Here is a 13,924-nt window from a genome sequence, read left to right on the forward strand (position 1 = left end):
TTTCACCTTGGCCGCTCTCGTCGCCTGCGGCGGTGACGTTCGTCTCGGCGGAGCACGCCCGGTGGCCGTCGACGCGGCGGGGCTCGGCGACGCGTGGCTCGAAGTCGGTCCGGGCGATGCTGGCGCCTTCGGCAGCGACGCCGGAGCGACCGCCGATGCCGGCTGCAACACGCGTGCAGACTGCAATGGCATCGCCGCCGACGGGTGCGAGACCGACACGAACACGACGGCGGCACACTGCGGCACGTGCGGCCACGACTGCCGCGGCTCGACTTGCGTGGCGGGGCTCTGTCAGCCGGTCGTGCTCGCATCGGGTCAGTCGGGCCCTGCCGAGCTCGCGGTCGAGGGCGCCTTCGTGTTCTTCCTGAACAATGGCGCCGCGGGAACGCCCGGTGACCCGAACCACATTCGGCGCGTATCGAAGGGCGGAGGAGCGCTCGTCAACATCGCCCAGGAGAGCGGTTTCCCGAGAGCCTTCGCCACCGACGGGAGTCACGTCTACTACACGCTCGCGCTTCCGCAGGCGGTCCCCTCAGCCGTTGTGCAGGTACGCCGTCACGCGAGCGACGGGACGCCGGGAAGCGTGATTCCCGCGAGTCGCTTCGACACCTTGATCGGAGGCATCATCCTCGACGCGGCCGACGTCGTCTTCGGCAATGGACCGGAGCTACGGACGGTGCCCAAGACGAGCACGAACTCGCAAGGGACCGTCATCGCGTCAGGCCTCGGCGAGGTGGGCGCCGTGGCAGCCGACGCGAACGCGTTCTTCACGGTAGACATTGCAGGAGGCCGAATCCTCAGAACCGCGCGCTCGCCCCTCGTGACGACGACGCTCCTCACCGGCGTCACCGCGCCGACGCGCCTCGCGCTCTTCGGCGGAGCGCTCCTCGTCGCCTCTGGTGATCGGGCCGTCTCGCTCCCACTCGCTGGCGGACCATCCGAAAGCCTCATGACGGGCACGACGGGCCTGCGAGGGATCGCCGCGGACGCGAGCGGCGTGTACCTCGCCACGGGGCAGGCTGTCATGCGCACCCCAGGCCCGGGCCAGCCGGCTGCGCTTCTCGCGAGCGGTTTCGTTCAGACGGGAGCCGTCGCCCTCGACGCCGACTTCGTCTACTTCACGGACGTCGGCGCGGGCGTCGTCTACAAGCTCGCCAAATAGCGGCGCCCGCGGGCGCCGCGGCGACTCACTTCCTCGTGGCTGGTGTGGCCGCCGGGGCCGGGTCCTGTTCGAGGATGACGAACTGAACCCGGCGATTGCGGGCCTTGTTCGCGGCAGTCACGTTCGGCACAAGCGGCTTGGTTTGGCCGTAGCCCTTCGCGGCGATGCGATCGGGACCCACGCCATGGTCGACGAGCCAGCCTCGCACGGCCTCGGCGCGCTGTTCGCTGAGCGTCTTGTTGCGGTCCGGCGTGCCGGTGTTGTCGGTGTGACCTTGGATCTCGACGCGACGGATGCGAGCGGTGCGGATCATGGCGTCGGCGATTTCGGTCATCAGCGCCTGCGACTCCGGCAGGATGACGGCCGAATCGACGGCGAACTGGATCTGCTGCTTGATGGTGATCTCGGTCTTGCCGACGGTGACGAGCGCGTTCTTCGGCTTCGGCGTCAGCAAGATGTCGACGGGGTTGTCTTGCCGCGCCTTGATGTCGCTGGGCATCACTTGGACGAGGTAACCGTCGGCTTCGACGGTGAAGCTCACAGTGCCCGGCGGAACGTCGGCCACGCGGAACGACCCTTGGCCGTCGGTCCCGAGCGAGCTCTCCTTCTTCGCCGCGTCGACGACCTTGACCGTCGCGCTTTGAATGGGGGCTTGCGTCGCCGCGTCGCGAACGCGACCGACGATGGTGCCGACGCGCGGCAGCGCCTCGAGGACGCAATCGGCGTTGACCTCGGGCGCGCCCTTCACGACGGTGGCCGTGCACTGGCCGTCCTTGTAGCCATCGACCTTGACGAGGAAGCCGTAGCCGCCCTCGCCGAGCTCTTGCGTCGTGAACCGGCCATCGGGCCCCGTCACCATCGACGTGATCTCGGGGTGGTTCTCGTAGGCGACGATGGCGTTGGCGATGCCCTCTTGCTTGTCCTTCTCGTGGACGAAGCCCTTCACGCGACCGCGCACCACGGTCCGCTCGATGATCTTCTCCACCGTGCGGAGCTTCACGACGGGCGGCCGGTCCTGCGTGTCGACGTTCCAGCCGGCGCCGAGGAAGAGCGTCCACGGCGCGACCGGCGCCAGCTCCTCGACGAAGGTCTTGGTGCCCGACACGCCGAAGTCGAAGGCCGCCGTCAGACCGAAGCCGCGCTTCCACGGGAGGAAGCGGCTGCCCAACGTGATCCGCTGCGGCGCAAGCGGCTCGTTCTTCATGCAGAGGTCGCTCGACGGGTTGTTGAGGCGGCACGCGTAACCCTGCCGATTCACGGGAACGATGACCGTGTATTCGGCGAAGGGGCGCACGCGCTCGTCCGCGAAGAGGCCTTCGACGCCGAGGCCGATGTCGAAGTGGTCGACGCGATTGACGCCGAGACCGAAGCGCTCGATGCGCGTCACCGGCTGACCGCGGAGCTGCTCGGTGCGTTCAACGACCTTGGCGGTGTTGTCGAACATGTAGTTGAGCGCGAGGCTCGTGCGGAGCGGCACCGGCTTCTGCATGCCGCGGAGGTCGAGGGTGGCGACGGGCCCAAACTTGAAGCCCGTGCCGCCGCCCTCGAGACCCACGCGCCCCGAACCGTTGACGAGCCAGAGTTCGGCGAAGCCGCCGACATGGAACGTCTTTGCCAGAGCGCCGTGCACGCGCGCTCCGAGGTTCGTGTCGCCGAGGACCTGAAGGAGCGAGGGACGATTGGCGTTGCTCGAGTTGCCGTAGGCGCTCGTCGAGGCGTACGCCTCGAGCCATTTCGCGATCGAGACGCCGAGGGAGATCGTCCCACCGAAGTGATCGAGCGAGTCGGTTTGCACGGCGGTGCCGCCGGGCGCTGTGCTCGGGCAAGGAAACTTGGCGGTGCAGAGGAAGCCGGCGGAGAAGTACTCGGTCGTGAAGCCTAAACGAAACTGGCCCGGCGCTCCGCCTTGCGCGTGCGGAGTTCGCAGGAGGCCTAGCTGACCGTGCAGCGTGCTCGACTCCATGAGGGCGCGATCGCGTTCGGCCCATTCGGCGTCGGCTTCGTTGCCCTCCTTGTTGTTGTCGCCCTCGGCGAGGGCCCCGACGACGGGAGCCGACGCAGGCGGCGGCGCGGCGGCCACTGGCGCGGCTGCAGCCGCTGCCGGCACCTTCGGCGCGGCGGGAGCCGGAGCCGGAGCCGGAGCCGCGGCGCTTCCGCTCGCGCTCCCTCCGAAGGTGACCTGCGCCGACGCCGTGGACGCAGCGAGCACGAGGGCGAGGGAGGACGGCAAGCCAAGCGAAACCAATAGAAGTCGGTTCATCGTTGGGGCGGGAGGCTAACACGCCTCCGCGGGCCGATTCGAGCGCCGACCAACGTGCTGGGCCTTCTTTTTCGGACCAAGGACGTGGGAAGATGCGGAGCGATGGTTACGAGCCCAAACGCACGCGGGAGTCACGAAAGAGAAACGCCGCCTTTCAGCGTCGGGACGGCTAGCGACGCAGCGGCGCCGCCGGCCACGCCAGTCGACGTCCCCGCGGCGTCTCGCGAGCCCGCTGGAGAGGCCTCGCTGCGCGGACGACGAGAACCGCGCGGCCGCATCCTCATCGTCGACGACGAAGCCAACGCGCGCGCGGCGCTCAGCGAGATTCTCCACGACGAGGGCTACACCACCGAGACCGCCGCGGACGGATTCAAGGCCCTTGGCAAGCTTGAGGACTTTCAGCCCGACGTCGTCCTGACAGACCTGAAGATGCCGGGCCTCGATGGCATTGCGTTCATGGAGAAGGCGAAAAGCGCCATGCCCGGCGCCGTGTTCGTCGTGATGACGGCCTTCGGGACCATTTCGAGCGCGGTCCTCGCGGTCAAAAAGGGGGCCGAAAACTACCTCACGAAGCCCTTGGAGCTCGAGTCACTGACGGCGGTGGTCGAGCGCGCCATGGAGAAGGCGCGGCTCGTCCAGGAGACGCGCCAGCTGCGCGACCGCCTGAGGGAGCGCAACGCCGCGGGCCTCATCGTGACCAGCGACCCGCGCATGAAGCAGCTACTCGACCTCGTCGCGCAAGTGGGGCCGAGCCGCGCCAGCGTCCTCGTCACCGGCGAGAGCGGAACAGGAAAAGAGCTCATCGCCGAAGCGATCCACAGCGCGTCGACGCGCGCGAACAAGCCCTTCGTTCGACTCAACTGCGCCGCCCTCGCCGAGTCCTTGCTCGAGAGCGAGCTATTCGGCCACGAGCGAGGCGCCTTCACCGGCGCCGTCGGTCGCCGCGAGGGTCGCTTCAAGCAGGCCGACGGCGGCACGCTGTTCTTGGACGAGATCAGCGAGATACCCCAGGGCACGCAGGTCAAGCTGCTGCGATTCCTCCAAGAGCGAACCTTCGAACGCGTCGGCGGCAACGAGACACTCAAGGTGGACGTTCGCGTGATCGCCGCGACGAACAGGGACCTCGAGTCGGAGATCAAGCAAGGCCGCTTCCGAGAGGACCTCTTCTACCGGCTCAACGTCGTCACCGTCGACTTGCCGCCGCTCCGGGAGCGGCGTGGCGACATCCCGACGCTCGCTTCGTTCTTCCTGAGGCGCTACGCCGCGGAGAACGGCCGCACCATCGAAGGCTTCTCCACCGACGCGCTGGAGCGCCTATCGAACTACGGATGGCCGGGCAACGTGCGCGAGTTCGAGAACGTGGTCGAGCGCGCCGTCGTGCTGTGCGACACCGCGCAAGTGGAGTTGCGCCACCTGCCGAAGGCCGTCGTCCCCGATGGCGAGCGGGGCGGGCCACCGCCGGTACCGGGCTCCACCATCGCCGACTTGGAGCGCTACGCCATTCTGAAGACGCTCGAAGCATGCGGTGGCTCGACCTCGAAGGCGGCCCTCATCCTGGGCATCTCGACGCGCAAGGTCCAATACAAGCTGCACGAATACGGGGCTGCCGGCGAGCCCGAGCTGGAGTAACTCGCGTGGCAGACCGAACGGTCCTCGGCGTCTTCGAGCTCAAGAAGACCTTCAAGAAGCCCTTCTCCGGCAAGAAGGTGGAGGCTGTGCGGGGCATTTCGTTCGAGGCCTTCGAGGGCGAGATCTTCGGATTCCTCGGCCCGAATGGCGCCGGCAAGACGACGACCCTCAAGATGCTGACGGGGCTCATTCGCCCAACCGGTGGTCGCGCTTCGATCCTCGGCGAAGCGGCGCCCTCGCCCGAGGCCATGAACCGCGTCGGCCTCTTGCCCGCGAACCCGTACATTTACCCCTACCTCACGCCGCGCGAGTTCGTCTCCCTCTGCGGCCGCCTTTCAGGGGTCTCGGGCGCCGCGCTCCCAAAGCGCGTGGAGGCGGTCATCGAGCGGGTTGGCATGAGCGAAGCCATCGATCGGCCGGCTCGCAACCTCTCGAAGGGCATGCTGCAACGCACCGGCCTCGCGGCGGCATTGGTGCACGAGCCTGAGTTGCTCATACTCGACGAGCCCATGAGCGGCCTCGACCCGGTGGGCCGCAAAGAGGTGCGCGACCTCATCATCGAAGAGCGCCGCCGAGGGCGCGCGGTCTTCTTCTCCAGTCACATCCTCAGTGACGTCGAGATGCTGTGCGATCGCGTGTGCATCCTGCGCGCGGGAACGGTGGTGCTGAAGGGCACGATCCGCGAGCTCGTGGGCGGCGAAGCTCGCTCGGCCGAGATCACGCTCGACAAGGTGTCCGATGCGCTCGCCGAAGACCTCCGCACGAAGGGGCATGAGCTCCGGGCCCTCGGCTCGGCGCACGTCCTTGAGGTGAGCGGCGACGATGCGGTTCACGAGGTGCTCACGGCAGCCCTCGCCGCAGGCGCCCATGTGTCGAGCGTCATTCCGAAGCGCGAGACGTTGGAGCAGATCTTCGTCCGCCGCGCTCTTTAGCACTCGCTCTGGTTAGAAGCGTCCCTCGACGCCCAGCGCGAGCCCTCGGGCGCTCGGCGTGATCCGCGGAGCCACGGACACGCCCTCATGCGAAGGCGTGTCGGTCGGCGTCGCCGGTGCCTTCGGCGGCGGCAGCTCCGTCGGGCTCCGCCTTTGCACGCGAACGACCTCCGGTGAAAATGCGAGGTTCGCCTGGACGACACCGAACAGGGCCGTGGCCGCGAAGATCCCGTAGGCGCTGAGGTTCACGATCTGGAGCGTCCGAGCCGAATCGCGGTGTGACTCGGCTTGCGCCGTGGCATCGGGACGTGCCGACGGATCGTAGGTCTCGTTCATGGCCCGCCGCTCGGCGAGGTAAAACGGAACAACCGCCGTGCCCACGGCGACGAGCGCGGTCTCGACGCCAAGGAGCGTCCAGCCGAGCGCCCGCTGGCCGTTTTGGAACTGGCCAGCGCCGAAAGGAATGAACGCTACGTACCGGTTGCGGGGCTCGCGCACAGTTTCTTCTGAGGCGAGGCGCTCGAGTCGAGCGACGCGGTCGGCCTCGCGTTTGCGGTCCGCCTCCTCGCGCGCCTTGCGCTCCGCGTCGCGGCGCGCGACCTCACGCGCTTGTGCGGCGAGCCGCTCGCGCAAGCGGTGCCTCGTGTCGCTGACGAAGTCGAGGACGTCGGTGGGAAAGCTCAAGGGGTCCGGCTCGAAGAGCGGCTCTTTGGTCAGGAGCTCTTCGAAGATGCGGCTCGCTTCTGCGGGCTCCTTGCGCGCAAGCTTCACGGCTCCGTAATACATGAGCGCTTCCGTCACGACGGTCGGCTCCTTCAACGTGCCGCTCTTCGGGTCGAGCATGGCCCGAAACCGCGTGTCGGCCTCCTCGTAGGCGCGGGCCCGATAGGCGTTCTTGCCGCGATCGAGGTCCGCGAGCTCGTTGCCCCACGCGACTCCCGAGAGGAGCAACGTGGCCGCGAAGAGCCAAGCCTGGGCACCGCGACGCATCGAAGCTGAGCTTATCGGAGCGTGAGCCCCCATTTCCATGGCCCTGAACCCGCCCCGCAAGCCAGGCAGCTAGCCAGGCAGCTAGCCAGCCCGCTAGCCAGCCAGTCTATTCGATGGTGACGCTGCTCTGTTTGCCGGCCGCTAGCTCGACCAGCTCCTTGCGGTTCGGCGGCGAGAGCTCGGCCACAGTGACGGTCTTTTTGCCCGACGTGCCGAGCGGAACGCGGACGATCTCGCGGGGCCCGAACACCGGCATCGGCACTTCCAGGATCTGGAACTTCGAGGTCGACTTGGTCTCGACCACCAAGGTCGCTGGCCGCATCGCCAATTTGATGTCGAGCTCCACGTCCTGGTCGCCCGGCGCCACCGTTCGGACCTCCGGTTCGCAAGCGTCGTTGGCGCAGGTCAGCTTGATGGTGTGCGCGTCGCGACTCGCCGTGATGCGCTTGCCCGCTTCGATGCGCGGCACCGGCGTGCCGTCGAGCGTGAGCGTGACGCCGTAGGTCGGGAGCACCGAGCGAACGACGAGCTCACGCTCCGCCTTGGCCACAACGGCCGAAGCCACGGTCCGGACGACCGGCGGAGCCGGCAGCGGCGCTGTCGTCGGCGCGGAGGGCGGGGGCGGCGGCGTGGAAGGCGCGACCGCCAAGCTCGGCGCCGGCGCGTCGACGACGCGCGATGGGATGGGTTTCGCGGTCGCCGGCGGGCGCACGAAGAACCGGCTGCCGAAATAGCCGATGACAGCAAAGGTCACCATCACGGCCGCAATGGGGACGCCACGCCGCAACGCGCGTTGCCGTGCATCGATGCGGCCTAGGCTCGACGCGCTGGCCAAGAGCGCGGGGTCGTTGGGCGCGTACGCCAACGCGCGGTTGGTGTACGAGGCCGCGTCCATGTGGCGTCCTTCGCGACGGGCGTCGGTGCCCAGCTTCGCGAGACGCGGGACGAGCTCCTCTTCTAGCTTCGCCGAGCATTCTTGCGGCGCGTCGAAGTAGTCCGCCAAGAGCGCCTTCGTGTCACTCACGCCGACGCGAGCGAGCTCGCTCACGATGGCGTCGCGCATCGCGTTGGCGCCGGCGAAGCGATCCTTGGGCTCACGCGCCAATGCCCCGTCGAGGATCGTCGACCACGCCCGCCCGACCTTGGGCCGCTCCCGCTCGGCACTCGGGTAAACGCCCTCGAGGACGCGACGGAGCACCTGCGCGGGGTTGGCGCCTTCAAACGGCAAATGACCGACCATGCACTCGTAGAGCAAGACGCCGAGGCCGAAAACGTCAGCGCGCGCGTCGACCTCGCCGCCTTCGATTTGCTCGGGAGCCATGTGCGCCGGGCTGCCCAAGACCTGGCCGGTGGACGTGACGCCCTGCGCGTCGAGCAGCTTGGCGATGCCAAAATCGGTGAGCTTGACGCGAACCCTTTCGGGGAGCGTGGCGCCTTCCGCGAAGGCCTTGTGCTCGAGGATCACGTTCTCCGGCTTGATGTCGCGGTGAACGACCCCCTCGGCGTGCGCGTGGGCCAGCGCGCCCAATAGCTCGACCGCGAGCGACGCCGCGACCTCCGGTGGCAGCTCGCCGCCGTCTTTGAGGATCTTGCGCAGCGTCGCCCCCCGCAAGAGCTCGACGACGAGGTATTGCTCGGGCTCGTCGTCGGCGGAGACGTCGAAGACCTCGACGATGTTCGGGTGACGCAGCTTGGCGACGGCGTGCGCCTCCCCGCGAAAGCGAACGGCGACCTCCGTGGATTCGCGGAGGTGCGGATGAATGACCTTCACGGCGACATCCCGCGCGAGGCGGTGATCGCGAGCGCGGTAGACGGTCGCCATGCCACCGTGACCGATCTCTTCGATGACCTCGTATTTCCCGAGCTCCGGGAGCCGTGGCGAACGAGATCGCGCGGGCGGCGCGAACATTCCTAGGAGTCTATAGCGGTTTTGGGCTCGTGTCGTCGGTCGCTTGGCTTTTGGCCATGTGCGCCGCGAGCTCGCCATGGAAGGAGCGAAACGCGCTCTCGCCGGGCCAAGCTGGCGCCCCGGCGAGGAGGCGCGCCGCGTGGGCGCGGTCGCCCGCGTCAATGGCCACGATGGCCTCGCCATAGAGCATCGCCCAGTGGACCAGCGGCGAGTTCTTGGCAGCGCGCCTGAGCGAGCGCAGGTCGTCTTGGCGACTCCGATGCGCGAAGGCCCGGGCAAGCGCGGCGACGCCACGCCGGAGCGCCACCACGCGCCGATTCACCCAAAAACCTGCCTTCGGCCGGGGCAACGCCTCGAGCATGTCGGCCTGCATGAGAGAGCGCGCCTGCTCGCCTTCGAAGGTGTCGAGCAAGGTGTCGAGCACGAGCCTTTGCTCCACCGCCGCGTCCCACGCGGGCCCGCGCGCCGCCCGCCCTAGCGCGCGCCGCGCCGCCGCCACGAAGCCATGCGACGCGTAGGCCGTCGCGACGAGCATCGGGGTCGTGGTCTCGGGATGCACGAGGCGGCCCATGCTCGGGGCCCACGCGCCCAGAATCTCCTCGACGTCGCCGCTCCGAAGCAGGCGCATCATGCGCCGCCGTGCGAGCACCGCGGGAAGGAGCGAGAGCACAAGGACGAGCAAGATCGGCAGCGCCAGCCGAGGCTTGTCCCAGGCCATGCGCGCCAAGAGGCCCGCGCAGACCGCGCTCGCCAACATGGAGAAGAGGGAGAAGCCTCGAGGCACGCCGAACATCGAGCCAAGCCTAAACCGACTCGGCGTCCCCGTGTCCCTCGTCGTTCTCGCCTCCCTCGGATCCGACCGACTCGAAGGCGGTCGGGCGGAGCTCCGCGGGCGCTAGAGTCGGTTCGCCTTTCCGCCGTTCTGTCCCGCCATTCCGGCGGCGGCCACGAGCTCCCCGGTCAGCGTCATCGAGTCTTCTGAGAGCGGCGCCGACGCGGGACGAAGCGGCGAGAGCGCCGCCTCCTCTTCGTCATCGGGCCAGAGGGCGCCCGACGACGCCGGACAGCTGAGCTGAAGGACACAGAACGGCTGGCTTCGCTGGGACGGCGTCGACGCGCGCCGGCGTGGCAACGCGGGTCGGCTGCTCGCGGGAGTGGCGGCGGCGCTGTCGACGCCGCGAACGGCCGGCTCGTCGGCCTCCCAAGGACCGTTGGGCTCCATCCGCACGGGCGGAAGTGCACAGGCGCCGTCGGCGGTGTCCCGGTCGAGCGTCTCCGCCTCTGGCTCCTCCGCGACGATGGGCCGAAGCATCTTGGGGCGCTCCGACTTCATCGTCGGCGGCGCGGCCTCGATCTCGTCGGTTCGCGCATCGTCGAGCGGCGAGTGCGGGGCCATCCGCTCCTGGGCCCCGGCTCGAAGGCCGCCGTCGTCGTAGCTCGCGCTTCGAAGCGTGGCGTCGATGGGCAAGGGCAAGGGGCGTCGCTCGCGCACGCCGCTCTCGGCCATGCTGCGGAGCGTGATCTCGCGCTCGCCTTGCGGAGGCGGCGGCCACACGCGCGCCGCGGGGGCCGGCTTGCTAGCGGTCTCGGGCCGCACGAACAGGGACTGGAAACGGCGGATCATGGAATTCATGGGGGCACTCCAGACAACGGGAGTGCTTGCTAAGAGGATGCCAACGGTCGCCAAAGGCCTCGCGCACGCGGCGGGGAGCGCTACCCGCCAATTTCCTGCGAGATTGGATGAGTTCGGCCTCAGCGGACGTGCGCAAAGATGCGACTCTCGCAGACAGAAGGCCCTCGCCACCCCGAATTTTCGAGGACCTCCATGGCGTTTCACGATCCAACGGCGAGGGCGGCGCACATGTGGGCGCGCGCGAAGGAGCCTTCTAGAGGCGATCCTTGTCGCTGCCGCCCTTGTCTTTCCAGTCACCGATGCCGTGGCGCCGGAGGTACCCGCGCACGTGGGCGCGCTCCATGGCCGCCCGGCGCCCGATCTCGCTGACGTTGCCGCTGCACTCGGCGTAGAGCGCGGTGAAGTAGTCGCGCTCAAACTTGGCGAGGACCTCGCGCTTCGCGTCTTGGAACGTGCGACCACGGGTCGGGGTCGATTCGGCCGCCGAGCTGGTGAGGGGCGAGAGGTACTGCGCGATGTCGAGGGGGCCGTCTTTGCCGAAGGCCAACGCCACCGCGACCACGTTTCGAAGCTCGCGGACGTTGCCTGGCCAGTCATGGCGCATGAGGCGCTCGAGCGAGTCCGTCGGGATTCGGTCGTACGCAGTCTTGTCGCCCATGTCGCCGACCATGCGGCGCACCAAGAGCGGGATGTCCTCGAGCCGCTGGCGCAGCGCCGGCAACTCGACTTTGACCTGCGCGACGCGGAAATAAAGGTCGCTTCGGAAGTTGCCGTGGTTGACCTCGCGGACGAGATCGCGGCGCGTCGCGGCGAGCACGCGGACGTTCACGGGCCGGTAGGTGTTGGAGCCGACGGCCTTGATGCGCTGCTCGGCGAGGGCGCGAAGGAGCTTCGGCTGGACATCAACGGGGAGCTCACCGAGCTCGTCCAAGAAGATGGTCCCGCCGTCGGCTTCGACGAAGGGAGAAATGCGCTTCTCGACGGCGCCGGTGAACGAGCCTCGCTCGTGACCGAAAAGGGCGCTCTCGGCGAGCGACGGCGCGATGGCGCCGCAGTCGACGACGATGAAAGGGCGATTGGCGCGGTTCGAGGCCTGGTGAATGGCCGCTGCGACGAGCTCTTTGCCGCAGCCCGTCTCGCCGGTGATGAGGACCGTCAGATCCGTCGGGCCCGCCTTTCGCAGGCGCTCGAAGACGGCGCGCATGGCGGGGCTGTTGCCGACCACGGGGCCGAACGCGCCGACCTCGGGCACGTCGACCTGTTCCGGCTGCGCCGGCGTAAACTCCAGCATCGTGTCGCCGCACGTGATCCACGTGTGCTTGGTGAGGTAGACCTCACCGACGCGGGTATCGCCCACGAAGGAACCGTTGCGGGAGCCGAGGTCGCGGACGCGGACGCCCCGCTCGGTCGCGACGAGTTCCATGTGAACCGCACTCACCTTGCGATCGTCGAGGACGAGATCACAAGCTTCGTTGCGGCCGACGACGAGCGTCTCCGGTCCGATCTCGAGCTTCGGTTTGTTCGCGTTCCCTTTCGAGACCTTTACGGCCCCGCCGCGAACCTCCACCTTGCCCCGGGCGACAATGGTCTGCTCCACGGCCGCGTTGTACCACGATCGATTCTAGAAAAGCACGTTCGTTGACGAGGACGCGAACATCAGGCCGTTACCGGCCCTTGCGGCCGCCGCCATCCGTCTCTGACGAAGTCATCGTGTCGGCGAACGTGACCGCCGTCGCGTCTTCGTCAGGGATGCTCGCGGACCGCGGCCGGGGCTGCGGCACGCCGGCGGCCCCACCGGAGCCCATCGCGTCGAGCACCTTGCGCCACGCCGTAAGGGCCTCACTGGCCGTCTCGAAGCGCCGTTCGCGATCGCGAGCCATCATGCGCTCGAGGAAGCGCTCAATGACGACGGGCCATTCGTCGCCCGTGACGGACGCCAGCGACGGCGGCTCGCGGTCGAGTTTGAGCGCGATGAGGGTTAATGCGTTCGTCCCTTCGAACGGCAACCGGCCGCTGAGGGCGCGAAAGGCGACGGCCCCGAGGGCGTAGAGATCAGCGCGTTCGTCGACGCGCGCGGAGCCGCGGACCTGCTCAGGGGCCATGTAGGCGAAGCTGCCGAGCGTGGCGTCGAAGGCCGTCAGCGAGGGCTCTGTCTTGGGCTTGTTTCCGCGAGAACGAATCTTCGATACGCCGAAGTCGAGAATTCGGGTCCGCTCTTCGGTCTCGCCCGCCTGGATCTCCCGGACCGTGAGCTTGCGCTTCTCGATGTAGAGGTTGGCGGGCTTGATATCGCGGTGAATGACGCCCGCCTTGTGGGCCGCCTCGAGTCCCTGAAGCGAGTCGTCGACGATGGGGCCCACCTCAGAAAACGCCAGGTAGTGCTCTCGGCGGAGGCGCTCATCAAGCGGCTCGCCGCTCAGGCGTTCGAAGGCGATCCACAGCCTGCCGCTTCGGTCCTTCCCTGCGCCCAGGATTCTGGCGACGTAGGGCGACTTGACCTGCGATGCGATGGTGGCCTCGCGCTGAAACCTGGCGACCAGATCGGGGTCTTGGGCCGCGCGCTCATGGAGCACCTTCAGCGCGACCTTCTCGCCGTTCTTGGCGTCGGCCTCGTACACGTCTCCCATCCCACCGGAACCGATGAGGCGTCTGACTTTGTACTGGCCCCCGACGACCTGACCGATCAGGGACCCTGATTCCGGCGGCATCGCGCAGTCTCCGACTCTAGCAGGGGCCCATCGCTTCCCCAAAGAGCTTTCTTGGTCATTCGAAGGTCCCGCTTGCACATGTAACGGCGCGACCGGGCCGCCGCGGGGAAAAAAAGGGGGCGAAGTCCTGGACGAGGCGTGCGCCCGCCCCGGAGCGTCCTCGTTGAATCACGACCGACGGCCCCCAAGTAAGGAGTCGCCGGATGGCGGAGGCCACCTCAGCCAAGAGAGGACACTAGCGGTGGCGACCCTGGGTGACTACCTTACGGGCCGCATGCGAACCGAAAAGGACGTCGAAGCTTATCTCAGTCAGATGCATCGGACGTTTGAGACGGTCGAAGGCGAAAAGGGGACATTCCTCGTCCACTCGAGCCCTTCGATGCCGTCCATCGTCGTTCGCGTTGATCCGCCGCTCGTCGTGGTGCGGGTTCGTATCGCCGATGCCCGAAGCGCCAACGTGTCCTTGCTGCGGAAGCTCCTCGAGTACAACGCCGAGGGCTTGGTCCACACGGCCTACGGCCTCGAGAAGGAGCACATCGTCCTCTCGAGCGCCCTTGAGCTCGAGAACCTCGACATGAACGAGCTCCAAGCGACGCTCGACGAGGTCGACCTCGCGCTCGCGCAACAGGTGCCGCTCTTGGCGCGCCTCGTTCGCCCCGAATCCATTCCTCCCCGCGCGTAAGCACGCGGCTCTCGTCACG

The 13,924-nt window shown here is 68.0% G+C and carries 11 protein-coding genes; 4 read left to right on the top strand and 7 right to left on the bottom strand.

The genetic code is table 11. The annotated features are described in order from the left end of the window. Window positions 1–7 precede the first annotated feature (7 nt). Entirely contained in the window at window positions 8–1,162 is a 1,155-nt protein-coding gene (locus IPG50_18980; protein MBK6694268.1) for a hypothetical protein, read from the top strand. Window positions 1,163–1,187: 25 nt separating this feature from the next. On the opposite strand, the gene IPG50_18985 is transcribed toward IPG50_18980, so the two are convergent. Then, complete coding sequence (locus IPG50_18985) at window positions 1,188–3,422, bottom strand: OmpA family protein (GenBank protein MBK6694269.1); 2,235 nt, start codon at window positions 3,420–3,422, stop codon at window positions 1,188–1,190. A gap of 102 nt (window positions 3,423–3,524) precedes the next feature. Here IPG50_18985 and IPG50_18990 point away from each other — a divergent pair, with 102 nt between their 5' ends. Then, window positions 3,525–5,051: a sigma-54-dependent Fis family transcriptional regulator gene (locus IPG50_18990; GenBank protein MBK6694270.1), complete on the top strand. Its 1,527-nt coding sequence runs from the start codon at window positions 3,525–3,527 to the stop codon at window positions 5,049–5,051. Continuing rightward, the gene (locus tag IPG50_18995) at window positions 4,943–5,983 is read left to right on the top strand and encodes an ABC transporter ATP-binding protein (GenBank protein MBK6694271.1); all 1,041 of its coding nucleotides are present in this window, start codon (window positions 4,943–4,945) and stop codon (window positions 5,981–5,983) included. The genes IPG50_18990 and IPG50_18995 overlap by 109 nt, the downstream gene beginning before the upstream one ends. Before the next feature lie 12 nt (window positions 5,984–5,995). On the opposite strand, the gene IPG50_19000 is transcribed toward IPG50_18995, so the two are convergent. From IPG50_19000 to IPG50_19025, 6 genes are all read right to left on the bottom strand, one after another. Continuing rightward, a complete protein-coding gene (locus IPG50_19000) occupies window positions 5,996–6,973 on the bottom strand; it encodes a hypothetical protein (GenBank protein ID MBK6694272.1) in 978 nt (325 codons plus the stop codon). A 106-nt stretch (window positions 6,974–7,079) separates the two neighbouring features. After that, window positions 7,080–8,882: a serine/threonine protein kinase gene (locus IPG50_19005; GenBank protein MBK6694273.1), complete on the bottom strand. Its 1,803-nt coding sequence runs from the start codon at window positions 8,880–8,882 to the stop codon at window positions 7,080–7,082. Window positions 8,883–8,892: 10 nt separating this feature from the next. Then, the gene (locus IPG50_19010; protein ID MBK6694274.1) at window positions 8,893–9,675 is read right to left on the bottom strand and encodes a hypothetical protein; all 783 of its coding nucleotides are present in this window, start codon (window positions 9,673–9,675) and stop codon (window positions 8,893–8,895) included. Between the two features lie 102 nt (window positions 9,676–9,777). Beyond that, complete coding sequence (locus tag IPG50_19015) at window positions 9,778–10,515, bottom strand: hypothetical protein (protein MBK6694275.1); 738 nt, start codon at window positions 10,513–10,515, stop codon at window positions 9,778–9,780. Between the two features lie 253 nt (window positions 10,516–10,768). Beyond that, window positions 10,769–12,112: a sigma 54-dependent Fis family transcriptional regulator gene (locus tag IPG50_19020; GenBank protein ID MBK6694276.1), complete on the bottom strand. Its 1,344-nt coding sequence runs from the start codon at window positions 12,110–12,112 to the stop codon at window positions 10,769–10,771. A 67-nt stretch (window positions 12,113–12,179) separates the two neighbouring features. Then, on the bottom strand, window positions 12,180–13,142 hold the full coding sequence (locus IPG50_19025) for a serine/threonine protein kinase (GenBank protein ID MBK6694277.1): 963 nt from the start codon (window positions 13,140–13,142) through the stop codon (window positions 12,180–12,182). 355 nt (window positions 13,143–13,497) lie between these two features. Here IPG50_19025 and IPG50_19030 point away from each other — a divergent pair, with 355 nt between their 5' ends. Then, window positions 13,498–13,905: a hypothetical protein gene (locus tag IPG50_19030; protein MBK6694278.1), complete on the top strand. Its 408-nt coding sequence runs from the start codon at window positions 13,498–13,500 to the stop codon at window positions 13,903–13,905. Window positions 13,906–13,924: the final 19 nt, after the last annotated feature.

This window comes from Myxococcales bacterium, assembly GCA_016703425.1.
Taxonomy (GTDB): domain Bacteria; phylum Myxococcota_A; class Polyangia; order Polyangiales; family Polyangiaceae; genus JADJCA01.